Here is a 26,181-nt window from a genome sequence, read left to right as displayed (position 1 = left end):
TCAAAAAAATCTTTTGAAATGGAAATTGTTGTGATAGAATTAATGAAAACGTTTTCTTAGGCGTTTTTTATTTTTAGACTTAAAGGTATGATGACCTGATAGTCTATTGATGAGGTTATTCTATTCAAAAGGGGATTCTTTAGGGGGAGATAACAATGAACACATGGACACAAGTTTATGATCCGTTCGGAAATATTTGGATTTCGGCAGCGGTCGCACTTATTCCGATTATCTTTTTTTTCTTAGCTTTAGCAGTTTTCCGCATGAAGGGGTATGTGGCAGGATTTATTACAGTTGTACTTACAATTTTAGTGGCGTTATTCGCTTATAAGATGCCGTTCACGATGGCGATGGCAGCGACCGGATATGGTTTCTTATACGGACTATGGCCGATTGCTTGGATTATCATTATGTCGGTATTTTTATATAAAATATCTGTAAAAACAGGTCAATTCGATGTCATTCGTGCATCTGTATTATCTATTACAAATGACCATCGTTTACTCGTTATTTTAATCGGTTTTTCATTTGGAGCATTTTTGGAAGGGGCAGCAGGATTTGGTGCACCAGTAGCGATTACGGCAGCACTTCTTGCAGGTCTTGGACTAAATCCTTTATATGCAGCGGGTCTTTGTTTAATCGCAAATACGGCGCCAGTAGCGTTCGGAGCGATGGGAATTCCGATTACAGTTGCTGGACAAGTGACAGGTATTGATCCACATAAAATTGGACAAATGGCAGGACATCAATTACCGTTTCTATCATTATTTGTTCCGTTCTTTATCGTATTTTTAATGGATGGATTTAAAGGAGTAAGACAAACATGGCCAGCTCTATTTGTAGCGGGTAGCTCATTTGCAATTACGCAGTTCATTACAGCGACGTTCTTAGGACCAGAACTTCCGGATATTACGTCAGCACTTGTAAGTTTAGTGAGTTTATCGCTATTCTTAAAAGTTTGGCAGCCGAAAGAAATCTATCAGTCTAAAGAAGCAAATAGTGAAGTAGCTGCGACAACGACAGCAACATCTATGCCGAAACTAACAGTAGGAAAAGTAGTAAAAGCATGGTCTCCATTCATTATTTTAACTGTGATGGTAGTCATTTGGAGCCAAAGTTTCTTTAAAGCGTTATTTGCTCCAGGCGGCGCATTAGAAAGCCTCGTGTTTAAGTTTGAAATTCCAGGCTTACACAATCTAGTAATGAAAGCAGAGCCAATTGTAAATAAACCGACGCCTTATGAAGCAATCTTGAAATTAGATATTTTATCAGCGACGGGAACAGCAATTTTAATTGCTTGTATCATTTCTATCTTTATTTTGAAAATGAGTGCAAAAGATGCCGTAGTAACATTTAAAGAAACGCTAAATGAACTTAAGATGCCAATTCTATCTATCGGATTCGTATTAGGATTTGCATTTATCGCAAACTATTCTGGTTTATCTTCTACATTAGCGTTAGCACTTGCAGGAACTGGCGGGCTATTCCCGTTCTTCTCACCATTCTTAGGCTGGATCGGTGTGTTTTTAACAGGATCCGATACGTCAGCGAATGCACTGTTCTCGAATTTACAAGCGATTACAGCGCAGCAAGTCGGTGTATCTGAAGTGCTTCTCGTTGCAGCAAATACAACGGGCGGTGTAACAGGAAAAATGATTTCTCCGCAATCGATTGCGATTGCTTGTGCGGCAGTTGGACTTGCTGGAAAAGAATCAGATTTATTCCGCTTTACAGTGAAGCATAGTTTATTCTTCGTAATTATTGTTGGTATTATGACGTATGTACAGGCATATTATTTAACGTGGATGATTCCATAAACAACAAAAGAAATAAACTTTTCATTTTTCAGATTATCGTGTATGATGGGAAAGTATTGAAAATTAAATCAGTGATAAACTAGGGGTGCCTAACGTATGCGTAGGCTGAGAGAGAAGCGTGTGAACTTCTTAACCCTTTGGACCTGATCTGGCTCGTACCAGCGTAGGGAAGTTAACGGCTTTACATAATGATGTTTTTATGAGCCAGGTCCTTATTTTTTTATGGACCTGGCTCTTTTTATTTTGGCATACGCTGGCCATATCTTGTCCTTGTCACGTACAGGGGGGCAACAAAGGTTATGAAACAGTCTGTTTCAGCTGAGCAAATTGAATTGAAATCGAGTTTACCAGGAAGTAAGAAAGTGTATGTCGATGGGCCACGTGCGGGTATGAAAGTGCCGATGCGCGAGATTGAACAAAGTGAAACGAACGGCATTCCGAATCCGCCAATTCGTGTATATGATACGAGCGGTCCTTATACAGATCCTGCGTATAAAGTAGAGCTGGAAAAAGGGATTCCAACGCCGCGCCACTCTTGGATCATAGAGCGCGAGGATGTAGAAGCATACGAAGGGCGCGAAGTGAAACCAGAGGATGACGGTGTGAAAGTGGCTTCGAAACATACACCTGTTTTTCCGCAAATAGATCGCCAGCCGCTTAGAGCAAAGCAAGGGGCAAACGTTACGCAAATGCATTATGCGCGCAATGGTATCATTACGTCTGAGATGGAATATGTTGCGATTCGTGAAGGAGTAGAGCCTGAGTTTGTTCGTAAGGAAATCGCGGAAGGCCGTGCCATTTTACCAGCGAATATTAACCATCCGGAAGCAGAGCCGATGATTATCGGACGTAATTTCCATGTGAAGGTTAATGCAAATATCGGAAACTCTGCTGTATCTTCTTCTATTGCAGAAGAAGTAGAGAAGATGACGTGGGCAACGCGCTGGGGTGCAGATACGATTATGGATTTATCTACAGGTAAAAATATTCATACGACGCGTGAGTGGATTATTCGTAACGCGCCTGTACCAGTCGGAACTGTACCGATCTATCAAGCGCTGGAAAAAGTAAACGGAATTGCAGAAGATTTAACGTGGGAAGTGTATCGTGATACGTTAATTGAGCAAGCGGAGCAAGGTGTTGATTACTTTACGATTCACGCGGGCGTATTACTTCGTTACATTCCGATTACTGCAAAGCGTACGACAGGTATCGTTTCACGTGGTGGTTCAATTATGGCACAGTGGTGTTTATTCCATCATAAAGAAAACTTCTTATACACTCATTTTGAAGAGATATGTGAAATTATGAAGCAGTACGACGTTTCGTTCTCTCTTGGAGATGGATTACGTCCAGGTTCGATTGCAGATGCAAATGACGAAGCACAGTTTTCTGAGCTTGAAACACTTGGTGAATTAACGAAGATTGCTTGGAAACATGATGTGCAAGTGATGATTGAAGGACCTGGGCATGTACCGATGCATTTAATTAAAGAGAATATGGAGAAAGAGCTTGATATTTGTCAGGGCGCGCCGTTCTATACACTTGGGCCGTTAACGACAGATATTGCACCAGGTTATGACCATATTACATCCGCAATTGGGGCTGCAATGATTGGCTGGTTTGGAACGGCGATGCTTTGTTATGTAACGCCGAAAGAACACTTAGGTTTACCGAATAAAGATGATGTTCGCGAGGGAGTTATTACCTACAAAATCGCTGCGCATGCGGCTGATCTTGCGAAAGGGCACAAAACGGCTCATCAGCGTGATGATGCACTTTCAAAAGCTCGCTTTGAATTCCGTTGGCGCGATCAATTTAATTTATCTTTAGATCCTGAACGTGCGATGGAATATCACGATGAAACATTGCCAGCAGAAGGCGCGAAAACGGCTCATTTCTGCTCGATGTGTGGACCGAAGTTTTGTAGTATGAGAATTTCACATGATATTCGTGAATATGCGAAAGAAAATGATTTAGAAACGACAGAAGCAATTGAAAAAGGGATGAAAGAGAAAGCGAAAGAATTTAAAGACACTGGTAGTCATTTATACCAATAACACGTTACACCTCTTTACTTGATTGATCACACTGTAGTACCTAACTTAAATATAGAAGAAGCCCGCTTTGCTAAGACGGTAGCAAAGCGGGCTTCTGTCGTTTATAAGGCGAAGAAGAGGTGTACCCAGTAGTATAAGAGGAATAATGTGACGACTGTTGTGAGAGGAATAACGATAAGGGATACACTTAAATAGTCTTTCCATTTTACTTTAATTTTGTTTTGTTTCAGGATATACATCCAAATGAGGGAAGCTAGTGTACCAATTGGTAATAATAGTGAACCGATGTCACTACCAATAATGTTTGCGAGATAGATAGTTTTTAATGTGACTGGGTCTAGTCCCATTTCTGTTAATGTGATTGTACCAATCATAAGTGCAGGATGGTTATTGAAGACGTTAGAGAGGAGGGAGACGAGTCCGCCCATTGCAAAGCTAGCATAGAGTAGATGTTGACTTACAACTGGTTCAAGCCAATTTACTAGCGCCGTTGTTAATCCTGCGTTATGAAGCCCGTAAATAATGACATACATAGAGAAAGCGAAAATCAAAATGTGCCACGGTGTCTTTTTTAAAATATCGACAGGGTTCGTTCGTAAGTAGTACCATCTCCAGATGAGAAGAATGAGTGAACCGAGTACAGCAACAATTTCGATTGGAATCGATAAGAAGGATGCAACGAATAGAAGACAGCGCATAAGGAAGACGAAGCCTAATACTTTTAACATGAATCTTGTCCGTTTTTGTTTCGTATCAACTGAATTTTTTCCTTTTAACGGATGGAAGTTTTTCGTGAAGAATATTTCTTCGATATCATATGAAGAAACAGGTAATTTTTCAGGGAGTTTTTTCTTTAAAACTGTATACATAAGCCATGACATAAACAATAGTCCTAATGTTGCAGGTACAAACATCATAGCAGTATGCATATAAAGAGTCATATTCACAATATTTAATGCGATTAAGTTTACGATATTACTTACACCAATTGGTGCACTAGATGCAGTAGCGATTAAAGCACCGCTTAATAAATAAGGGATTTGTTGATGCGGTTTTAATTTAAGGTTTCTCAGTAGTAAAATTAGGATTGGTGTTGTAATTAAAATACTACCGTCGTTATTGAATAAAAGAGTCATAAGAAAACATAATAATTGAATATACCAGTATAAACGGCGACCGGAGCCTTTTGCTAAATTCGCAAGTTTCGCTGCGGACCAGTGGAAGAAGCCGAAGCTTTCTAATATAACCGCCATAACGATGGTCGCTAATATTGTTATGGAGGCACCGCCGATTTTACTTATAATGTCCATGACGTCTGGTTTTGATACAAGTCCAGTGATCAGGATAATACCAGCACCAATTGCTGCTGGCCACGCCTCATTTAAACCACGAGGTCGCCAAAAGATAACAATCATCGTTAAGAAGAATACAATAATAGTAATCCATATTTCAATGCTCATATTTTGCCTACCTTTCTATGTTCCCTTGAACAAATGTAGCTTGTCTCAAGTTTGTATTGGTAGTATATTCAGCAAAAAATAGGAAGAACTAGACGTATAATAGAATAAAGTGAATATGTGTTTTTCAAGTGAAAGGACAAGTGTCACGAATAGTGAAATAACTATTGTGAGAGGAGTCTATAAATTGTGGGGGCAGTAAGATAGTAAATGAAATTTATATGGGCGATTATGGAGATATACCGGCGCAATGCAAAATATATGAGCGATTTTTGAAATATATCGACTTATCGACAAAACATGACAAAAGGAGCCCATCCCAAAATGCTTTTTGGAACAGACTCCCCGCTATATTATTTTTCCTTCAAAAAAGTTCGATCCTTCAAGAATAAATTCCAGAAGAAAATAAATCCTGGTAGTAAAATTGCGATTCCAATTGCGTATAGAATAAGTAATGCATAGAATGTTTCTGTCGTTGTAAAGCTTGTAAATACAGTTACATCGGGATAAATAATATACGGTAAATGCGCGACACCATAAGCGTAACTTGCAAATGCATATTGAGCGACGACTGCTAAAACGGCGATGCGAGGGTATCCTAGTGTGCCATACTTCTTGTTTGTCCACCAAAGAGAAGAGTACCCGATAACGAATAAAACGATAGAAACTGTAAACCATGGGAATTGCTTTATGAGTCCTTGCATAAGCCAGTGTGTTTCCGGATCCATTACAACGAGGGCGATAATCGCCGTAACGAGTGTTGCAGGACCAAGGATAATGGCGTTTCTTCTATAAATTCTATACGAATCTTCTGAACCTTGCTCTCTCGCAAAATCAGCAAGAAAGAGAGAGGAGAGAAATAGTTCCGAAGTTAGCCCGAAGAGCATATAGCAGTAGATAACCGGGCTAGAAAGAAGTTTTCCATATAGAAGTACTTCTTTTCCTTCAGACATTGTAATATAAGCTCCCTCTGTAACGGGTAAAACGGTAATTAATAAGGCTGGAATTAAGAGCCCAGTAATACCTGAAATCACCCGAAGGAGGAATTGATACTTTGGCAGAGAGTAGGCAAATACCATGAATGTACTACGAATTGCGATGAGTATTAAAATTAACATAACTGGCACGAACATCACTGTCGCAAGGGTGAAAGCAGCTTTCGGAAAGAAGCCAAGAAAAGCGACAACGACAAAGACGAGAAATGTATTTGTTACTTCCCAGGTTGGTGATAAGTATCGATTGGCAAGCTTGGCAGCGAGAGTTGGATGTTTTGCGTATACCATGCCCCAAAAACCTGCTCCAAAATCGATGGACCCTAATATACTGTATACGAAAATAAGAGCCCATAAGATGATGATTGCAATACTTTCCTCATGCACGAGAATCGCCTCCTTCGTGATGTAAATCATTTGTAAGCGGATGTTTCTTAAAGAATGTCCGTAGTACAAAAACTGTTAAAATACCGAGTCCAATATATAAAATGATGAATAGAATAAATAAAGGACCGACAAAATCAGCGCGTGTAGAAGCGTCGACTGTACGTTGCATACCATAAATGGTCCACGGTTGACGACCACTACAGCTGAAAATCCATCCGAATTCAATACCGAGCATCATAATTGGTCCACATGCGGCAGCTCCCCAAAGAAGCCACTTCGGTAATTCTGTTCCTTTTTTTCGGTAAACAAAGTACCAATATAAGAGGGCAATTGCTGCAACTGCAAAAGTAAAGGCAGCGGTGCCGACCATTAAGTTGAATAGTGTATGTGTATAAAATGGTGGCCATGTTTCTTGTGGGAATTCCTTGAGTCCTTTTACGACGGTGCTAGGATCGAGTCCCACTAGTAGGCTAAGCATGTTCGGAATTTCTAGTGCATAGTTTAGTTCAAGTGTGTTAGGATCTACAACTCCGCCAATTGATAACGGTGCATGTGATGTTGTTTCAAATAAAGCTTCAGCAGATGCAAGTTTTTCAGGGGAATGCTTATGTAAGGCAATCGCCGATTCGTGTCCCGAAAGCCACATCGTAGCACCTGTAATAAATGTCACGACGAGACCTAACAGTAGTCCCTTTTTGTGATATGCCACTTCACGTTTACTTAAATTCTTCTTTAATAATTTAAATCCAGCGATAGAGGCAATGACGGCAGCCCCAGTTGTATAGGCTGTAATCACAACGTGGAATGCGCTTGTGCCAAAACTCGGATTAAAGAAAGCTTTCCACGGATCAACGTTAAAAACTGATCCATCTGGCCCCATTGAAAAGCCTGCGGGTGTATTCATCCATGTATTTGCTGATGTAATAAGCACGGCAGATGCCGTGGCACCAATCATGACGAAGAATAGCGAGATTAATCTCATGAATGGAGGTAGTTTATCAGCTGCATATACATAAATGGACATGAACAAAGCCTCTAAAAAGAAGGCGAAAATCTCAATTTGAAAGGGAACAGAAATCACCTGCCCAACAATTTTGGCAAAACCAGGCCAAAGAAGTGAGATTTGCACACCAACAATTGTTCCAGTTGGAATTGCTACACCGAGTAGGATGGCAAACGCCTTCGTCCATCTTTTCGCCATAATGGCGTAATCGGAATCTTTCTTCCAGTGATAGAGTATTTCACTTATAAAAATCATCAATGAAAGTCCCACGCCAAGTGTTGCAAAGATAATGTGGAATGCTAATGAAGAACCAAAAAATGCTCTTGCTAATGTTACCGTATCCATATGTAAACTCCTCTTCTTTTTTTGCCATTATTTTCTGATTGAATTGGAAGATTTATTCAAAAAAACTACCAAAAATATATATGTATTTAAAAAGTGGATATGGTAATATGTTGATTGAATATTCTAAATAAAAAGAAGTTAATGTTTAATAATATTTTGTTTGTTTTTTAGTAAGGAATATTTTATAATCTTTTATGCGAACATAAGTTCTGTTTTTTAGAGGTGAAGAAGTTTATGTGAAATGGAGAGGATGTTTTATGTATCCTGAAGTCATTAAAAAGATGGCATTTTCAAAAGAGCATAGAGATTTATTATTGAAGCTGTATAATAAAGAGATTACGCGTCGTGAATATGATCGACTTGTAGCATCGCTATATAGACCTTCTAAAGAGGCTTGTGAGGGATAGAGGAACGGGAGACAATCTAATAGATTGTCTTTTTTAAATTTGCGTATGTTCTGGTAAAATTAAGGTTAGCCTTAATGGGGAGGTGAAAAGATTGCGGAAACGTTTATACATAGGGATTGGAGTTGTTCTCTTAATCGCTTTAGGTGGCATTGTATTTTGGTCAGCTATACAAGGAAACCGTACAGAATATTTTATTTTAAGACATATGGTAAATGAAAATGGGACGCTTGCCACATATCGTTTAGCGGATACAAAGGCAGGTACGGGTGAAGCGAAAGGTCGTGAAGCTTTATCGGAATCAGCAGGACTATGGTTACAATATACACTCGATAAAGACGATCAAGCGTTATTCGATGAACAAGTTAAGGTTATTCAAAATAGCTTTGTACATAAGGATCAAATTGTTATATGGAAAATCTCTGAAAAGGGAGAAATGCAGTCAGCTACAAATGCACTTATAGATGATCTTCGTATTATAGAACAATTATATCGTGCTTATGAGATGTATAAGGAGGAGCGTTATAAAAACTTAGCAGATCAATTGAGTGACGCTGTAATTCGTTATAATAAGAAAGATAATTATTACGTTGATTATTATGATGCAGATGCAGGGAAACAAAATAATTTCGCAACTACATCATATTTAAATCCGCACGCATTCTCGTATATGAAGAAGTACGGCAAAGTTTCTGCACAGCAATATCAGGAAGTCATTCAATTTTTAGCGGATTATCCAAGGCATGGCTGGGCATTCCCAAAAGAGTATAAAGAAGATGGTACATTTACGTACGATAAAGAAGTGAATCTTATTGACCAATCATACGTGGCATATCATCGAAGTTTAGGTGGCCTTTCATCAGATGCTTATTTGGAATTTATAAAGAAGAAGTTCCAGGAGGATGGAAAGCTATACGGTCGTTACAATTTAGAAACGGGAAAACAAACTGTGAATTATGAATCGCCAGCCGCTTATGGACTAACGATCTTGTACGTACTACAAACAGGTGATACAAAGTTTGCAAAGGAATTATATGATCATATGGTCACATTCCGAAACGACAATGTATTTAGTAGATATTACGGTGGATACGTAACAGGTGAAAATAATAATACGCATATTTTTGATAACGTATTGCCACTTTTAGCGGAAATGGAATTGGAGAAGAATAAAAAATAGAAGGTGCTATCCCCTTTTGGGGTAGCACCTTCTATTTGTGTCGTTATTTATTGATATAATTTTACACCTTAATAGTAGAGAAGTATTCAATCACAAACTTACGGAATTGCTGAGCAGTTTTCGATAAGTAGCGTTTCTTTGACCAACTTAAGCCGATAGTTCGCTCGCAATTTGGTTCAATAATACGTAACTTATTTAATGCTAAAGTAGAGTTTTTTAATAAAGTTAAACTTGGGACAAAGGCGATGCCGAGACCTTGCTTAATGAGGTCGCTAATCACGGTTGGTTCATCTACTTCAAAAGCGATATGTGGAGTGAAACCAGCTTCCTTGCAAAATTCATCTGTTAAGTGCCGAAATCCGTAACCAGTGTTCATACTAATAAATGGTTCATCTTTTACCTCATGCAGATGGATGCTTTCACGTCCTGATAAACGATGACCTGAAGGGACGACTAAGAAAATTTCTTCTGTAATAAGTGGTTCCCACATAATTTCCTCGCCTTCAATTGGTACAGAAGAAATGCAAAAGTCAATTTCTATATTCTCTAGTTGTCGCTTCATAGAAGGAGTAGATGCGAGAAATTGTTGGAAGCGAACGTTAGGATGCTCTAGTAAAAAAGAACCGAGTAGTTCTGGTAATATTCTTGGAATAGAAACCGCCAGTGTAATAGAGCTTTGTTGTAATTCAGCTAAATCTTTAATTTCTCGTTCACCTTCACTTAATTCATGGAAAATGCGCTCTACTCGTTTTAAAAATACTTTTCCAAAAGAGTTTAATGTAATCTGTCGACCTTGGCGATCAAATAACGGGACGCCTAAGTCCTTTTCTAATCTAGCGATTGTTTTGCTGAGCGAAGGTTGTGCGATATGCAATTCTTCAGCGGCTTTTGTCATATGTTCTAATCGTGCGACTGTCTGAAAGTATTTTAGTTGAAGAAGTTCCATTTTGACGCTCCTTTCTATAGACCAAAAGGAATGAATTGATAATTAAAGATGTATTATACAGTATGGAAAGTGGCGTGTATAGTAAATCTGTTAAACCATTCTAATGGTGTTAAATTAGGAGAAGGAGTATGTTTCATGAATGGAATTCAACTTATATTTAAAGATTGGAAAGCGATGTGGCACCATAAACATGGACGTATCGCTTTAATTTTTTTATTAATCGTTCCTTTAATTTATTCAGGATTCTTTTTAGCTGGATATTGGGATCCATATGGGAAATTAGATAAATTACCTGTTGCGATTGTAAATTTAGATAAGGGTGCTGCGATGGATGAAAAAACAATTCATGCAGGAGACGATTTTGTAAAAAATTTAAAAGAGAATAAGGAACTAGCTTTTCATTTCGTATCAGAAAAAAATGCGGATGAAGGGTTAAAAGAAGATAAGTATTATATGGTTGTTACGATTCCAGAGGATTTCTCTCAAAAGGTAAGTACACTTATGGATGAGAAACCAGAGCCAGCGCAGCTTCAGTACAAAGTAAATCCAGGTAAAAACTTTGTAGCAGCTCAAATTGGAACGACAGCTGTTGAAAATATGAAAACAAAAATTTCAAATAGTATTACGAAATCTTATACAGAAGGTGTTTTTTCAAAGTTCCAAGACTTAGCACAAGGATTGAGTGATGCAAGTAATGGTGCTGAGAAGTTACATGAAGGAACGACAGATGCAAGAAATGGGGCCAATCAGCTTGCAGATGGTATTCATCGTTTAAGTGATGGGACATCAAAAGTGAAAGAGGGAAGTGAAAAACTTGCTGATAGCCAATCAGCCTTAACTGGCGGAGCAAACGAGCTGAGTCAAGGAGCGACCTCACTTCATAGTGGTATGGAATTATTAGCACAAGGTGAAAAAACTTTACAATCAGGGGTTAGTGAATTAAGTGCTGGTACAAATGAATGGATGAATGGAAGTGAGAAGCTTGCTGAAGGGCAAGTGAAAGCGGACAATGCAGCGAATAGTGTAAAACAACAACTAGAAGAGTACGTGAAAAGTCATCCAGAAGTGCAGCGAGATCCTGCTTTTCAAAAGATCATTGCTACTTCTAATGGATTAGCTAAAGCAACAAACACTTTAAATAATAGCCAACAACAATTGACACAAGGTGCGCAGAAGCTTGCGGATGGTCAGCATAAGGTTGAAGAAGGTATGAATGCGTTTGGAGTTAAGTTAAATGAAGCTACTACTGGAACGAAAAAGATCGCAGATGGTGCTGCGCATTTAGCTGATGGATTTACGAAGTGGGGAAGTGGATTTACATCATTACAAGAAGGTGTAAATCAGCTTGCGAGTGGCGGAACAGAGCTAAATAACGGTGCTGGTAAGTTAACGAACGGACTTGTTAAACTTGACGAGGGCGTGGAAGAACTTTCTACGAAATTGGGAGAGGGTGCAGAGAAGATAGCGGACGTTCGCAATGATGATGCACGCAATACGATGTTCTCAGAGCCGGTTCAATTAGTGAAGTCGACAGTTTCTGATGTGCCGAATTACGGTTCAGGTATTGCACCATATTTCTTATCACTTGCATTTTATGTTGGCGGAATTATGGCATCAAATATTTTACCTCTTGGCCGTAGACAAAATATGAAGGTAAGCGGAACGGTACATTTTATTAATAAACTAGGACTGGTATATGTAATTGGACTTATTCAAGCATTACTTGTAGATGTAGTTGTGCTAGGAGTTATGAAATTAGAAGTTGCAAGTGTGCCACTCTTTGTTTTATCAAGTATCGTTATTTCCTTTACGTTCATGACGTTTATTCTTATGTTAGTAACGGTATTTGGTCTTGTTGGAAAATTCTTAGCGGTAACGCTTCTCGTCTTGCAATTAGCGACGAGCGGGGGGACTTTCCCAGGAGAATTAAATATAGCTGTTCTTAGCAAAATTGGACAATTTCTTCCAATGTCCCATTCTCTTAGAGGGCTACAAGATGTGATTTCTTTAGGAGATTGGTCTCAATTACAAATACAAATTTTAATATTGTTATGCTATCTCGTTGTTGCTGGCGGAATTGCTTGGATCACGAGTCATATACAACATAAGGAAACGAATGCAGAACAAGTTTCTTAAAAAAAGAAGCTATCCGTTTTTTTCGGATAGCTTCTTTTTTATTTACGCTGCATTACCGCAAAGTAATTGTTTTCATTATCAGCAAAGTTGAATGCTCTACCTGTAGGTAAATCTACAACTTGTCCAACTGTAACGTTTTTCGCAGAAAGATCTTTATACAGTTGATCTAAGTTATTAGAGAAGAACATAAGTGAAGGCGTATTTAAGTTTAATTCAGGTTGCATCTTCGCAATTAACGCTTTATCGTGAAGGACGATGCTGGTGCCTCCTTCTTTCGTTGATGCAATTTCAATCCAGCGAAAGCCTTGTCCGTTATTTTCTTCCGCAATAATTTGGAATCCTACTGTCTCAGTCCAAAATTGTACTGCTTCATCTTGATTATTTACATATAACATAATTTGTCCAATTTGATTAATCATAGGTGTGTCCTACTTTCTTTTCTTGTATGGAATTCTATTATATCAAAGATATGGTTTGAATACTTTTTCTTGATTTTTTCGAAGTATAATCTTAGCCCATCTCACATTTTTCGTAGGAGAAGGTCCTGCAATCCAAGTATGAAATGGTAGTGTACTGCAAATGACCATTGCTGAAATTGAGATTGTGGCCGTTATTATAAATAATAATAGGCTATATAATATTGTGTTTTCTTGCTGTGTGAATAAAGAAAGAAATTTTGTACATAGTTGTAAGAAGAAAAAATGAGCTAAATAGGCACCATACGTGTAATTCCCGATAAATCGTAAAGCTTTATATAAGAAACCGCGTCGCTGTACAATTGTAATAGACAGCACGTAAAGTATAATAATTTCGCAGACGATATATAAAAACATAGACGGTTTTAAATAAGTCGAAACGGTTAAATGAATAGAGTTTGCTCCGTAAAAACTAAATAACTCATAATTGATGAATAAAAATAAGATGAAAAATAATATTGTAATAAGCGGGATATGTTTCATGACAAATGTACGCCACGTTTTTAATGCGACAGCAGCGATTCCTCCCATGACGAAATAGAATGAGTAGAACAAGAAGGAACGATCTGTATAATGTAAAATGGTTGAGCTAGTCAATTTCTCTCCATTAAAAATGTAGTGAGAAGAATACCACATTAAGAGGAAATATAGAGAAGCAAAGATGGTCATATATTTATATATGTCTTTTTTATTTTCAGTTCGTTTTTGAAACCAATAAAATAGTGTACATAGTAAAGGGAACAATAAGTGAATTTGGAACATCATAATCACGTACCAAAGATGGGGTGCAGCTGTTCCGAGTAATAAACTTTTTATACCACTTTGTAGTGTAATCATATCGTTTGTTGTTAATAAGTAAAGAATAGACCAGAAGAAATAAGGAATGAGTAAATGTGCGGATTTTTCATAAATATATTCTGTGTAGGCTAGTTGCTTCGTATATTGCCGAATTAAGTGAAAGCCGACGATAAATATGAATGCAGGTGCTGAAAACTTTGCAAGGTTAAATAGCATGCCCATAATGAGGGATTGCTCAAGTAAGACATTTCCTTGATTCATTGTATATAATAAGGAACTTTGCAAAACGACAGCAAGAAATGCAATGCTTTGCAAAACTTTAAACTCTGGTGCGCTTTGAGTCATTAGATCCATCTCCTTTTCCATACATGATTATAGTACGGAGAATGGATGATGGGTGTGGAATATTTGTGAAGATTATAACAAATTTGTGGCGGAATAGATTATATCGACGATTTTTCGGATATATCGTTCATAACTTCAAATATATCAACGATTTTTTCAATATATCGACGTTTCGACAAGGGATATCGACTTATCAACAAATAACGACAAAAAGAGGATGCTCCAAATGAGCATCCTCTTTCTATTTTATTAAGCAAATTTGTTTTTGATCCAGTTCTTACCTTCTACAAGGCGAGCTGTCATTACGGCACAAGCGTTATCTGCTGTTACGTTTAACACTGTTGCAGGAGGATCAATGATTGTACTAATTGCTGCGATAATTGGCAATGCTTCTGGCGGGAAGCCGTATAGAGAAACGATTAACATTTCACCAATCATACCGCCGCCTGGAATAGCGCCCATTACTGTTCCTACTAATAGAGAAACAACAAGTGCGATTGCCAATGTTTTCGGTCCTTCGAATTCCATGTTGAAAATACCGAATAAGAAAGCGATTTTTAGTACGCCACCTAAAACAGATCCGTCTTTATGAAGTGTAGATCCAAGAAGGACAACTGTTTCACGAACGTCAGAAGAGATACCCATTTTCTTCGTTGCTTCCAAGTTCGCTGGAATACTAGCAGCACTACTACAAGTTGCAAGTGATGTAACTGTAGGGGATACCATGTTCTTCCAAAACACTTGTACACCTTGTTTACGACCTGCAAGGTATGCATAGAACGTGAAGAATACAAAGAAGTAAATTAGAGACGCTGGATAGTATACCATTGCTGCTCGGAAGTAAGTTCCAAGAAGTTGTGGTCCGAATTCACCAACTAATGCTGCGAAGTAAGCAGCAAGTCCGATTGGAGCGTAGTACATAATGAAAGATACAACTTTCATTGAAATTTCTGCACCAGCTTGTAAGAATGTAGCGAATGGTTTTCCTTTTTCACCAACTGCTGAAGTTGCAACCCCCATTAAAATAGAGAAGAAAATAAGAGCTAACATATTTTCACGAGATAGTAACTTCGAGAAGTCAGATACTGTTATAATACCAACGATTTGATCTGCAACACTAACTGCTTTTTCAGCTTTATCAGGCTGCGTTAGTTCCAATACAACACCTTGTGCTGGCGGGAATACTTTCACGACAATAATCATAAAAATAGCAGCTAAAATACTCGTAAATAAGAAAGTCCCAGCCATGCTAGACATAATTTTACCAAAACGTTTTAATCCATCCATATTAGCAATAGATGACGCGATGCTAAAGAACACTAAAGGTACAACAATCGTAAACATTAAGTTTAAGAAAATGTCACCAAGCGGCTTTAAAGCAACTGCATCGGCACCCATGAAATAACCAATGAAACCACCAATTAGGATAGAAGATAATAAAATAAGTGGGAAGCGATATGCCTTCATAAATATATCCTCCTATCAATTAAAAAAATCATACTGAATTATTATAGCGAGTTAGAGCCCTCTTTACTAGGAGAATAATGATAGATGGAATAGCGTGAAAACCGAGAAATTTTTGTTTTTAAGCTCGGCATACAGCAGGCAATCTAGACATATATATTTGTAACCTAGTGGTGGCAAGGATGCGCCGTAATTTAGGTTTGGAAAAAGGGGGAGGGAAAAGGGATGAATATTTTACTTTGCTGTGCAGCGGGAATGTCTTCCAGTTTGATTGTTACTAAAATGGAGAAAGCAGCAGAGGCAAAAGGGATAGAGGTCAAGATTTGGGCAGTCTCAGGTTCTGAAGTAAATAGTCACATAGATGAAGCGGATGTGCTTTTACTAGGACCGCAAGTACGTTATTTATTACCGAAAATGAAAGAGTTATGTAAGGAAAAGGGAGTACCTGTTGATGTCATTCAATCTGTCCATTACGGGCTTTGTAATGGAGAAGCCATCTTACAAGCAGCTTTGTCAATGAAACCATGAGGAGAGTGGGATAGATGATACGGTTTTTAGAGAAATATGTAATGCCAGTAGCGGGAAAGGTTGCAGAGCAGAGGCATTTGCTAGCAATTCGTGATGGACTTGTATTGACGATGCCTTTCTTAATTATAGGATCATTTTTCCTCATCATTAGTGCTTTACCAATACCAGGTTATAATGATTTTATGGCAGGTTTGTTTGGGGAGAATTGGCAGAGGGCTTTGGGGTATCCAGTTAGTGCAACTTTTAATATAATGGCTTTAATAGCTGTTTTTGGAATCGCTTACAGACTTGGAGAATATTATAAAGTGGACGCTTTAGCATCCGGGGCATTGTCGCTTGTGACGTTTTTACTTGCGACGCCATTTCAAGTTGCATATATTATACCAAGTACAAAAGAGAGTGTACTTGTAGAAGGTGCTATCCCAGCTGCGTTAATGGGAAGCCAAGGGTTATTTGTAGCAATGATTATTGCACTTATATCTACTGAACTTTATCGGTTTATTGTACAAAAAAAGATCATTATAAAGATGCCAGAGACAGTTCCGCCAGCTGTGACACGTTCATTTGCCGCGCTTGTTCCAGGATTTATTGTTGTAACGGTTATTTGGATTTTACGCCTAATTATAGAAAATACTTCTTTTGGCAGTATCCATAATATTGTGGGGCAAATTTTACAGGAACCACTTAGTGTACTTGGTGCTAGTCTTTGGGGTGCAATAATAGCTGTTATTCTCGTTCATGTTCTTTGGTCATGTGGAATTCATGGAGCTACTATTGTTGGTGGTGTAATGAGTCCAGTTTGGTTGTCGTTAATGGATCAAAACCGAATTGCTTACCAAGCAGGGCAAGATATACCAAATACGATTACTGCACAGTTTTTTGATTTATGGATTTATATGGGCGGATCTGGTGCGACACTTGCTTTAGTTATTGGAATGTTATTGTTTGCACGAAGTCAGCAATTAAAAAGTTTAGGTAGATTGTCAATTGCACCTGGTATATTTAATATTAATGAGATGGTAACTTTTGGTATGCCGATTGTCATGAACCCAATTTTACTAATTCCATTTATATTGGTTCCGGTTGTGTTAACGATTGTTTCTTACTTTGCAATGGAATGGGGATTAGTTGCTCGTCCGAGCGGGGCTGCTGTTCCTTGGACGACACCAATTCTATTTAGTGGATATTTAGGATCGGGCGGGAAAATTTCAGGTGTTGTGTTACAACTTGTTAACTTTGCGCTTGCATTCTTCATTTATTTACCGTTCTTAAAAATATGGGATAAACAAAAAGTGGCGGAAGAAAAGGGGGAGTAAAGAACTAAAATGGATACGATAGAGACAAAGGCTTTTCATTTAATTTTGCATGGGGGAAATGCGAGAAGTTGTTCAATGGAAGCAATTGATTGTGCAAAGCGTGGAGAGTTTACAGAAGCGGAAGCGAAATTACAAGAAGCGTTAGAGGAATTAAAAGAGGCGCACCGTGTACAAACGGAGCTCATACAGAAAGAAGCTGGTGGTGAAAAGACCGAAGTTACCCTTCTGATGGTGCACGCGCAAGATCATTTAATGAATGCGATTACGGTGAAGGAATTAGCGAGTGAATTTGTAGAATTATATAGGAAGATGTCAGTATCGGAATGAACCTTGCGTATGCAAGGTTTTTTTATGTATGTGTCGGTACCATCAGTGGAATGCTTGTTCCACTGATGGTATTTACAATCCTCCTTTTTATAAATGAGTAAGGTTGATATTTAATCGGTAGTAACAATCTCTCCTATACCACGAATTAGTTTTTTTATATTCATCTCATTTGGTTTTAATATACTCACGATGTAATCAATCGCTATTTGTGGTTCAACGGTCGTACCGCACGTGTAACAGTCGATGGCTGCAAAGTTTTTTTCTGGATAAGTGTGAATAGAAAGGTGGCTTTCAGATAGTAAAACTAAAATAGTAACACCATGCGGATCGAATTCTTTTGCACTTACGTTTAAAACATGGGCACCAGAACAATTTGCAGCGGCAACTAAATGATATTCTAAAAAGTGAACATCATCTAATAGAGAAAAGTCTACTCCCCATAAATCTACTATTATATGCTTGCCGAAAGTAGAGTATTCCATAAGGTAGCACTCCTCACTATAATATCGTCAAAACTCCATTTCCTTTTTGTAACATTCGTGTAGGATAAGGTTCGATTCTGAATTTACAAGATTTTGGTTACGATGTTCTAAATGTTCTTCTTTAAATTGAAACAAAGGAGCAAGAAGAGAAGGTAATGTTCGAGGAGTTGGCACAACATATAATTGCTCAATTTGATCGAGTACATAGGCAGAGTTAGTGGCAATATGAAATCCCCAGTCAGTTCCGAAAGATGGGACGATTGTATGATAACTTTTCACAGTTAATCCGGCATGTTCAATTGTGTTACCGATACCCCAATATACAAGAGGTGCATCAGCAGGTGAATTAGATTGGCAGACGAATGCCCCATCTTCTGTTAAAAACGTAGCTATACGAGCAAATAGTTCACTTGTATATAAAGTACTTAATACTTCTGTCGCTGGATCAGGAAAATCAATAATAATTACATCATATAAAGAGGAAGGAGATTTCAGAAATTCTTTTGCGTCACATACGTGCACATTTGCACGCTCATCAAAAAATGCACGTTGGTTTAAAGAAACTAATTCTGGAACATTGCGAGCCATCGTAATCATTTCTTCGTCTAAGTCGACAAGGTCTACATGTAGAACTGTTTCATATTTTAAAACCTCTCTTAAAGCAAGACCATCGCCACCGCCTAAGATGAGAACGCGTTTTGGATCTATTACCTTTGACATAATCGGATGAACAAGTGCTTCATGATAGATTTGCTCATCGACGGAACTAAATTGTAGTTGTTTATCCAAATATAGACGAATGTCGCTTACTTGGAGTAAATTAATGTTTTGATAATTACTTTTTTTTTCAAATAAACTTGTATGTTCACCAGTTTGTATTTCTTTTAGAGAAATTTCATCCCATACATCTAAGCTGTGTGAATCTGTGGGTACTATTATTACATTTTCCGTTTGTGCTTGTTTATTAGGTTCGTCCTGTTCGTCTTGCTTGTCTTGTTTATCGTGTTTGTCTTGTTTATCGTGTTTGTCCTGTTTGTCTTTTTGATCTTGTTTATCTTCAGTGTCCTGTTGATCTAGTGTATTCGTGTTGGAATTTAATGCAGAATCCTCTTCTTGTTTATACCATTTATTTGGAACCTGTATTCTATAAATCTTCATTCTACCTTTTTTTCTATGCTTTGGCATTGGAATCCCCTTTCAAAATACTTTATTTTCTTCTATTCTATGTAATTTAATAGAGTTTGACTGGACAATAGCTAGACGAGTGTCTTGAATAGGTATTTGTTTTTGATTTGAGTTGAAATATCATATTTTTTCATTATATTTTTACGCTTTTTAAAAAAAATTACTGTTTTTTTGTTTTAAACACAACTAGACAACTAAACACTAATCTATTTTCATACAGTTATGTGTTAAAAGCGTGTTGTTTTATAACACACTGTGTGTTTTTTAGGTGACACACTAATTGAAAGCGTTAACACACAAAGAAAACAGTCGAAAAAGTGCTGATTTTAGTGGTTTTAAAAAGTTGGCACGCTAATTGCATTAATAAATAGCGTAAAGAAAAATAAATAAAACATAAATTTTTTATACTACACAAGGGGGATTTTCAAATGAATATTTTATTATGTTGCTCAGCAGGGATGTCTACAAGTTTACTAGTTACAAAAATGGAAGCGGCTGCAAAAGCTCGCGGTCTAGAAGGAAAGATTTGGGCTGTATCTGGGGATGCAGTAAAAACAAATATCGATCAAGCAGATGTATTATTACTAGGACCACAAGTTCGTTACATGCTTTCTTCAATGAAAACGCTTGCTGATGAGAGAAATGTTGGAATCGATGTTATTAATCCAATGCACTACGGCATGATGAATGGAGAAGCAGTTTTAGATCACGCATTAACACTTAAAAAATAATTAGGGGGGAAGCGAAATGCAAAAGTTTATTGCATTTATGGAGAAGTATATTGTTCCTGTCGCTGGTAAAATCGGATCGCAACGTCACTTAGCTGCGATCCGTGATGGATTTATTGCAGTTATGCCACTTATTTTAGTTGGTGCACTGGCATCACTAATTAATGGTTTTCCGTCTGAAGTTTTCCAAGATTTCATGAAAGGTTTGTTTGGTGAAACGTGGAAACAAGTTGGCGGTGGAATGTGGACTGGTTCTTTCGCAATTCTAGCACTAATCATAGCATTTACAACAAGTTATAACTTAGCAAAATCTTACGGCGTTGATGGTTTGTCAGCAGGTATTATTTCATTTGGTGCGTTAATTATTCTTACGCCAACAACACCGAAAGAAGGCGGATTGAACTTAGCTTGGACAGGTGCACAAGGGCTATTCGTAGCAATTATCGTGGCACTTCTTGTTACTGAGGTATTCCGTTTCTTTGTACAAAGAAACATTACTTTTAAAATGCCTGATGGAGTACCACCAGCAGTTTTAAGATCTTTCGCAGCTATAGTTCCAGCATTTGTTATCTTAACAGTAGTTGCAGGTATTCAATTAGCAGTGAAATTAGCTGGTACAAGTGTTCATGAATTTATTTTTAATACGATTCAATCACCACTGCAAAGTTTAGCAGGGACATTACCAAGTGCAATTATCATTGTAATCCTTGTTCATCTTCTTTGGTTCTTCGGTTTACATGGGCCAAATATCGTTGGTGGTATTATTGAGCCATTATACTTACCGGCATTAGAGAAAAACATGAATTTATTCAAAGGTGGTACATCTGCATTTGATGTTCCAAACATTGTTACAAAACCATTCTTTGATACTTTCGTATATCTTGGTGGTTCTGGTGCAACATTAGCGTTCTTAGTCGTTGTATTACTTGTAGCGAAAAGTGCGCAATTACGCGGTGTATCTCGTTTATCAATTGGTCCTGGTGCATTCAACATTAACGAACCAGTAATCTTTGGTACACCAATTATTTTAAATCCAATTTTATTCTTACCGTTTATCATAACACCAATTGTATTAGTAATTACTTCTTATACAGCTATATCTATTGGTTGGGTACCAAAAACAGTTGTGATGATCCCATGGGCAACACCACCAATTATTAGTGGTTATCTTGTAACAGGTGGACATCTTTCAGGTGCACTCCTACAGTTATTCAACTTTGTAATTGCGATGGTAATCTATTATCCATTCGTTGTATTATGCGATCGTTCTGTTGTTCGTACTGAAAAAGCAGCAGCACAAGGAAATAACAACTCTGTACCTATGTAACATAGTAATTGTTCTCACAGATAGTGTTATCTGTGAGAACAATCACCTTTATATCATGTTCAAAAAGATGAGAACCATCTACAAGAACACCAAACTATCATTCATAAATTAATATTTTAATAGAAATGTTCAAACTGAAGGGGTATGTAAATCGGTTGAACCATAATAGAGAGGGCGGTAATAATGATGACTACAGCAGAACAAATTCCATTCCAATTAATTTTAAATAGTGGTAATGCACGAAGCTTTGCAATGGAGGCACTTCAATTTGCCAAACAGGGGAAAATGGCAGAGGCTGATGAAGCAATGGTAAAGGCGAAAGAAGCGATTAATGAAGCGCATCATTTCCAAACAGAGCTCATACAATCAGAAGCAAGAGGAGAAAAAACAGAGATTAGTGTTCTCTTAATTCATGCACAAGATCATTTAATGAATGCGATTACAGTGAAAGAATTAGCAGCAGAATTTATTGACCTTTATAAAAAGTTAGAAGCGAAAGGGGAATAAAGCATGACTGGAATTAAAATTGCTACAATCGGCGGTGGATCTAGTTATACACCAGAGTTAATTGAAGGATTTATTAAGCGTTATGATGAGCTTCCTGTTCGTGAAATTTGGTTAGTAGATATTGAGGCAGGAAAAGAAAAGTTAGAAATCGTTGGTAACTTAGCGAAACGTATGGTTAAAAAATCTGGTTTACCAATCGAGGTACATTTAACACTTGATCGCCGTGAAGCATTAAAAGGTGCTGACTTCGTAACAACGCAGCTTCGCGTAGGTTTATTAGAAGCTCGTGCAAAAGATGAAGCAATCCCATTAAAATATGATGTAATCGGTCAGGAAACGAATGGTCCTGGTGGTTTATTCAAAGCGCTGAGAACGATTCCTGTTATTTTAGATATTTGTAAGGATATGGAGGAGCTTTGTCCAAATGCATGGTTAATTAACTTCGCGAACCCAGCAGGTATGGTAACAGAAGCTGTCCTTCGTTATACAAATATTCAAAGAGTAGTTGGTTTATGTAACGTTCCAATCGGAATCCGCATGGGTCTTGCAAGATTACTTGAAGTAGATGCGAGTCGCGTCCACGTTGATTTCGCAGGTTTAAATCATATGGTATACGGACTAGATGTATACTTGGATGGCGTAAGTGTAATGGATCGTGTGTTAGAGCTTGTAACAGATCCAGAAAAGCAAATTACGATGGAAAATATTGCAGCGCTTAACTGGGAGCCAGACTTTATTCGCGGCCTTCGTGCAATTCCATGTCCATACCATCGTTATTACTACAAAACACGTGAAATGTTAGAAGAAGAGAAAGAAGCTTCAGTTGAAAAAGGTACACGTGCAGAAGTAGTAAAACAATTAGAAGATGATTTATTCGAGTTATATAAAGACCCGAACTTAGATATTAAACCACCACAATTAGAAAAACGTGGCGGCGCTTATTATAGTGACGCAGCATGTAGTTTAATTACGTCTATTTACAATAATAAAGGTGATATCCAGCCTGTTAATACACGAAACAACGGAACAATTGCAAGCTTACCGCATGATTCAGCTGTTGAAGTGAACTGTATTATTACGAAAGAAGGTCCAAAACCAATTGCGGTTGGAGATCTTCCCGTACCAGTTCGCGGTTTAGTACAGCAAATTAAATCATTTGAGCGCACAACAATTGAAGCTGCTGTTACAGGTGATTATCATAAAGCGCTGCTTGCTATGACAATTAATCCACTTGTACCATCAGATAAAGTTGCAAAACAAATTTTAGATGAAATGTTGGAAGCACATAAAGAATATCTTCCACAGTTCTTCAAAAAGGTAGAAAAATAAAGCGGCGCTATTTAGCCCGCTTTTTTTATTCTATTAGGAGGTATTACGATGATTAAGTTAATTGTAAATGCAGATGATTTCGGTCTTACAGAAGGTACAAATTACGGCATTATTGATGGGCATATAAATGGACTTGTAAATTCAACGACGATGATGATGAATATGCCAGGGACAGAGCATGCGGTACGCTTAGCGAAAGAGCATAACCTACTCGGAGTAGGCGTACATCTCGTATTAACAGCAGGAGAACCACTTCTTGGAGATGTACCATCACTTGTAAGTAGCGATGGATTGTTTCATAAACAAAGCGTCGTATGGGAAAGGAATATAAACCCAGAAGAAGTCGAGCGAGAATGGACTGCTCAAATTGAGAAGTTCTTATCTTACGGATTAACACCAACTCATTTAGATAGTCACCATCACGTGCATGGATTGCCGATCTTGCACGATGTTCTTGAGAGATTAGCGGCTACATATAATGTTCCGATTCGTCGTTGTGAGAAAGAGCGAGCAGTGCGCCCATTTTCTGACGTATTTTACAGTGACTTTTACGCGGATGGTGTGACGGAAGATTACTTTGTGAAGTTAAAAGAAAGAGTACAAGATGAACAAACGGTAGAAATTATGGTTCATCCAGCTTATATTGATCCAGAGCTTGTGAAGCGTTCTTCTTACGTAATGGATCGTGTGAAAGAATTGCGCATTTTAACGGAGAGCAAGTTGCCTGAAGGAATAGAACTTGTGAAGTTTTAATAGAAAAACGACGGCTATATCATGCCGTCGTTTTTTTGTACTTACAAGATGGATAGAATATATCCGCCGAAGGCTCCGAGTATAACGATAACCCAAGGTGGTGTTTTCCAAAAAGCGAGCAAGCAAAATAGAAGAGACGCAAAAACAAAATCTACAGCGTTCATAATGGTGCTTGTCCAAATAGGATCATAAAAAGCTGCTAATAAAATACCAACAACAGCTGCATTGACCCCAAGTAGTGCACCTTGTATGAAAGGTATTTTTCTTACACTATCCCAAAATGGTAAAACACCAATAACGAGTAAGAAAGCAGGAAGAAAGATCGCGATTGTTGCGAGTGTGGCTCCAAGCGTCCCATTTAACACTGCTCCTATATAAGAGGCGAATGTAAATAGTGGGCCTGGTACGGCTTGTGTTAATCCGTATCCAGCTAGGAACTGTTCTTTCGTCAGCATTCCGTTTTGTACGAACTCACCTTCAAGAAGGGGAAGCACGACGTGTCCGCCTCCAAATACAAGTGCACCAGAGCGATAAAAACTATCAAATAAAGCGATGTAATAGGAGAACGGTCTTAATATTGGTAGCAGTAGTAATAGTCCAAAGAATAGGATGAGACAAGAAACTGCTATCTTTTTTGAAATAGGTACTTTTATATGTTGAGATTGGCTAATTGGTTGGTTGCGATATAAAAACCAGCCGATAAAGCCAGATATTATAATGAGGATGACTTGTGTCCAGCTGCTTGGCCATAATAAGGCGATTGCGGCAGTTACAATAGCGATCGTCGCACGATTTCGGTCTGGCGTTAATTTTTGCGCCATTCCCCATATGGCATGAGCAACAATAGCGACTGCTATAAGTTTTAGCCCGTGAATCCAGCCAGCACTTCCAAGATCGAACTGATTAAGGAACGAGGCGAAGAAAACCAAAACAAGCACAGACGGTAAAGTGAATCCGATCCATGAAATAATAGCTCCTAATACCCCGCCCCTTAATAATCCAATCCCCATACCGACTTGGCTGCTAGCAGGACCAGGAAGGAATTGACATAGTGCTACTAAATCTCCATAGCTTCTTTCATCCATCCATTTTCTTTTTTGTACGTATTCGTGGTGGAAATAGCCGAGATGGGCGACAGGACCACCAAATGAAGTAAGTCCTAATTTAAATGAGACGAGAAAAATCTCTAATAATGTGCGAAAAGTGTATGTGTTATTTTCCAAAATGACCTCCTAGGATGTTTTTCTAAGTGCATTATACAAGAGGTAGTAAAGCAAAAGGAACGATTCTAATGTAAAGATTGTGTGAATCTTTTCTTCGTAATTAAAACTTGAAAAAGTCATAAATGATTATGTATAAACCATAAAGTAGTAGAAGTAGTGCTGGGAAATTTATATAAGGAGAATGCCCGTATGACAACACATTTCTTTGCGAGGTTAACAGGCCAGAGGGAAATACCTCCTGTAAATACAGAAGCTTATGGCGTAACAGAGTTTATATTTAGTGATGATTTAAAGAAATTACAATATCGGGTCATATTGAAAAACATCGAAAAAGTTACATCATGCCAAATTCATTTAGGGAAAGCGGATCAAATTGGTCCAGTTGTTTTAAATTTGTTTGGTCCGCTAAAGCAAGGTATTAGTGTAAGTGAAGGAGTCGTGACCGGTGTAGTCAATGTGGAGGATTTTGAAGGGCCTTTACAGGGGCGAGCGTTTGATAACTTACTTCAAGAAATCATTCAGGCGAATGTATATGTAAATGTGTATACGAAGTCCAATAAGAAGGGCGAAATCAGGGGGAGAATCAGGAAAGTAAAGAAGTAGAAAAAAGGCTGTCCATATTTTGGAACAGCCTTTTCTGCTATTAGGTGCAAATTGTAGCGATTA

24 protein-coding genes and 1 riboswitch are annotated in these 26,181 nt (G+C 38.0%); of the genes, 14 read left to right on the top strand and 10 right to left on the bottom strand.

What is annotated here, in order from left to right:
- Positions 1 to 155 precede the first annotated feature (155 nt).
- Together lldP and thiC are read left to right on the top strand one after the other, a co-directional pair.
- Positions 156 to 1,817, top strand: coding sequence for an L-lactate permease (gene lldP / locus FOT98_RS16995; RefSeq protein ID WP_063262273.1), 1,662 nt, complete (start codon positions 156 to 158; stop codon positions 1,815 to 1,817).
- A 71-nt stretch (positions 1,818 to 1,888) separates the two neighbouring features.
- Positions 1,889 to 2,004: riboswitch (TPP riboswitch) on the top strand.
- 112 nt (positions 2,005 to 2,116) lie between these two features.
- Positions 2,117 to 3,877 (top strand): phosphomethylpyrimidine synthase ThiC, encoded by a 1,761-nt coding sequence (thiC, locus tag FOT98_RS16990; protein WP_063262272.1) that lies wholly within the window; start codon positions 2,117 to 2,119, stop codon positions 3,875 to 3,877.
- A 101-nt stretch (positions 3,878 to 3,978) separates the two neighbouring features.
- Here thiC and FOT98_RS16985 read toward each other — a convergent pair whose 3' ends face one another.
- The 3 genes from FOT98_RS16985 to cydA form a co-directional block, all read right to left on the bottom strand.
- Positions 3,979 to 5,337, bottom strand: coding sequence for an arsenic transporter (locus FOT98_RS16985; RefSeq protein WP_063262271.1), 1,359 nt, complete (start codon positions 5,335 to 5,337; stop codon positions 3,979 to 3,981).
- 350 nt (positions 5,338 to 5,687) lie between these two features.
- A complete protein-coding gene (locus FOT98_RS16980) occupies positions 5,688 to 6,713 on the bottom strand; it encodes a cytochrome d ubiquinol oxidase subunit II (protein WP_000544166.1) in 1,026 nt (341 codons plus the stop codon).
- Positions 6,706 to 8,061, bottom strand: a complete 1,356-nt coding sequence (gene cydA / locus FOT98_RS16975) for a cytochrome ubiquinol oxidase subunit I (RefSeq protein WP_061679355.1) — start codon at positions 8,059 to 8,061, stop codon at positions 6,706 to 6,708. Before cydA ends, FOT98_RS16980 begins: the two co-directional genes overlap by 8 nt.
- 257 nt (positions 8,062 to 8,318) lie before the next feature.
- On the opposite strand from cydA, the gene FOT98_RS32410 reads away from it, so the two are divergent.
- Both FOT98_RS32410 and FOT98_RS16970 read left to right on the top strand, forming a co-directional pair.
- On the top strand, positions 8,319 to 8,468 hold the full coding sequence (locus tag FOT98_RS32410; protein ID WP_000283173.1) for a hypothetical protein: 150 nt from the start codon (positions 8,319 to 8,321) through the stop codon (positions 8,466 to 8,468).
- Positions 8,469 to 8,559: 91 nt separating this feature from the next.
- Positions 8,560 to 9,645 carry a hypothetical protein gene (locus tag FOT98_RS16970; protein ID WP_063262270.1) on the top strand — a complete coding sequence of 362 codons (1,086 nt, stop codon included), beginning with the start codon at positions 8,560 to 8,562 and terminating at the stop codon, positions 9,643 to 9,645.
- A 61-nt stretch (positions 9,646 to 9,706) separates the two neighbouring features.
- On the opposite strand, the gene FOT98_RS16965 is transcribed toward FOT98_RS16970, so the two are convergent.
- Complete coding sequence (locus FOT98_RS16965; RefSeq protein ID WP_063262269.1) at positions 9,707 to 10,591, bottom strand: LysR family transcriptional regulator; 885 nt, start codon at positions 10,589 to 10,591, stop codon at positions 9,707 to 9,709.
- 135 nt (positions 10,592 to 10,726) lie between these two features.
- Here FOT98_RS16965 and FOT98_RS16960 point away from each other — a divergent pair, with 135 nt between their 5' ends.
- Positions 10,727 to 12,727, top strand: a complete 2,001-nt coding sequence (locus tag FOT98_RS16960) for a YhgE/Pip domain-containing protein (protein WP_063262268.1) — start codon at positions 10,727 to 10,729, stop codon at positions 12,725 to 12,727.
- 38 nt (positions 12,728 to 12,765) lie between these two features.
- Here the strand turns inward: FOT98_RS16960 and FOT98_RS16955 are convergent, their stop codons facing one another.
- From FOT98_RS16955 to FOT98_RS16940, 3 genes are all read right to left on the bottom strand, one after another.
- Complete coding sequence (locus FOT98_RS16955; RefSeq protein ID WP_063262267.1) at positions 12,766 to 13,146, bottom strand: VOC family protein; 381 nt, start codon at positions 13,144 to 13,146, stop codon at positions 12,766 to 12,768.
- A 42-nt stretch (positions 13,147 to 13,188) separates the two neighbouring features.
- A complete protein-coding gene (locus FOT98_RS16950) occupies positions 13,189 to 14,346 on the bottom strand; it encodes an acyltransferase (protein WP_063262266.1) in 1,158 nt (385 codons plus the stop codon).
- A 249-nt stretch (positions 14,347 to 14,595) separates the two neighbouring features.
- Positions 14,596 to 15,813 (bottom strand): dicarboxylate/amino acid:cation symporter, encoded by a 1,218-nt coding sequence (locus FOT98_RS16940; RefSeq protein WP_061679350.1) that lies wholly within the window; start codon positions 15,811 to 15,813, stop codon positions 14,596 to 14,598.
- A gap of 222 nt (positions 15,814 to 16,035) precedes the next feature.
- On the opposite strand from FOT98_RS16940, the gene FOT98_RS16935 reads away from it, so the two are divergent.
- Genes FOT98_RS16935 through FOT98_RS16925 form a run of 3 tightly spaced genes read left to right on the top strand, consistent with a single transcriptional unit; the run spans position 16,036 to position 17,981 of the window.
- Positions 16,036 to 16,338 (top strand): PTS sugar transporter subunit IIB, encoded by a 303-nt coding sequence (locus FOT98_RS16935; RefSeq protein ID WP_048563423.1) that lies wholly within the window; start codon positions 16,036 to 16,038, stop codon positions 16,336 to 16,338.
- A gap of 14 nt (positions 16,339 to 16,352) precedes the next feature.
- Positions 16,353 to 17,654: a PTS cellobiose transporter subunit IIC gene (gene celB / locus FOT98_RS16930; RefSeq protein ID WP_063262265.1), complete on the top strand. Its 1,302-nt coding sequence runs from the start codon at positions 16,353 to 16,355 to the stop codon at positions 17,652 to 17,654.
- Positions 17,655 to 17,663: 9 nt separating this feature from the next.
- Positions 17,664 to 17,981 (top strand): PTS sugar transporter subunit IIA, encoded by a 318-nt coding sequence (locus tag FOT98_RS16925; protein ID WP_000379646.1) that lies wholly within the window; start codon positions 17,664 to 17,666, stop codon positions 17,979 to 17,981.
- Between the two features lie 110 nt (positions 17,982 to 18,091).
- Here FOT98_RS16925 and speD read toward each other — a convergent pair whose 3' ends face one another.
- The gene (speD, locus tag FOT98_RS16920; RefSeq protein ID WP_063262264.1) at positions 18,092 to 18,463 is read right to left on the bottom strand and encodes an adenosylmethionine decarboxylase; all 372 of its coding nucleotides are present in this window, start codon (positions 18,461 to 18,463) and stop codon (positions 18,092 to 18,094) included.
- A 27-nt stretch (positions 18,464 to 18,490) separates the two neighbouring features.
- A complete protein-coding gene (locus tag FOT98_RS16915) occupies positions 18,491 to 19,648 on the bottom strand; it encodes a polyamine aminopropyltransferase (RefSeq protein WP_063262263.1) in 1,158 nt (385 codons plus the stop codon).
- A 428-nt stretch (positions 19,649 to 20,076) separates the two neighbouring features.
- On the opposite strand from FOT98_RS16915, the gene FOT98_RS16910 reads away from it, so the two are divergent.
- The 5 genes from FOT98_RS16910 to chbG all read left to right on the top strand — a co-directional run bounded on the left by FOT98_RS16910 (position 20,077) and on the right by chbG (position 24,292).
- The gene (locus tag FOT98_RS16910; RefSeq protein WP_001023569.1) at positions 20,077 to 20,379 is read left to right on the top strand and encodes a PTS sugar transporter subunit IIB; all 303 of its coding nucleotides are present in this window, start codon (positions 20,077 to 20,079) and stop codon (positions 20,377 to 20,379) included.
- Between the two features lie 16 nt (positions 20,380 to 20,395).
- On the top strand, positions 20,396 to 21,703 hold the full coding sequence (gene celB, locus FOT98_RS16905; RefSeq protein WP_063262262.1) for a PTS cellobiose transporter subunit IIC: 1,308 nt from the start codon (positions 20,396 to 20,398) through the stop codon (positions 21,701 to 21,703).
- A 183-nt stretch (positions 21,704 to 21,886) separates the two neighbouring features.
- The gene (locus FOT98_RS16900; protein ID WP_000989050.1) at positions 21,887 to 22,210 is read left to right on the top strand and encodes a PTS lactose/cellobiose transporter subunit IIA; all 324 of its coding nucleotides are present in this window, start codon (positions 21,887 to 21,889) and stop codon (positions 22,208 to 22,210) included.
- A gap of 3 nt (positions 22,211 to 22,213) precedes the next feature.
- A complete protein-coding gene (gene celF / locus FOT98_RS16895) occupies positions 22,214 to 23,539 on the top strand; it encodes a 6-phospho-beta-glucosidase (protein ID WP_000145768.1) in 1,326 nt (441 codons plus the stop codon).
- Positions 23,540 to 23,587: 48 nt separating this feature from the next.
- Positions 23,588 to 24,292, top strand: a complete 705-nt coding sequence (gene chbG, locus FOT98_RS16890; RefSeq protein WP_063262261.1) for a chitin disaccharide deacetylase — start codon at positions 23,588 to 23,590, stop codon at positions 24,290 to 24,292.
- Positions 24,293 to 24,333: 41 nt separating this feature from the next.
- Here chbG and FOT98_RS16885 read toward each other — a convergent pair whose 3' ends face one another.
- Positions 24,334 to 25,515 carry a chromate transporter gene (locus FOT98_RS16885; RefSeq protein WP_063262260.1) on the bottom strand — a complete coding sequence of 394 codons (1,182 nt, stop codon included), beginning with the start codon at positions 25,513 to 25,515 and terminating at the stop codon, positions 24,334 to 24,336.
- A 189-nt stretch (positions 25,516 to 25,704) separates the two neighbouring features.
- Between FOT98_RS16885 and exsM the strand changes: the two genes are divergently transcribed.
- Positions 25,705 to 26,118: an exosporium regulatory protein ExsM gene (gene exsM, locus FOT98_RS16880; protein WP_063262259.1), complete on the top strand. Its 414-nt coding sequence runs from the start codon at positions 25,705 to 25,707 to the stop codon at positions 26,116 to 26,118.
- Positions 26,119 to 26,181 lie beyond the last annotated feature (63 nt).

It is taken from the genome of Bacillus sp. HY001 (assembly GCF_007558965.1).
In the GTDB taxonomy this organism is placed as follows: domain Bacteria; phylum Bacillota; class Bacilli; order Bacillales; family Bacillaceae_G; genus Bacillus_A; species Bacillus_A mobilis.
Note: the sequence above shows the minus strand (reverse complement) of the source record. Positions and strands in the feature narration are given on the sequence as shown.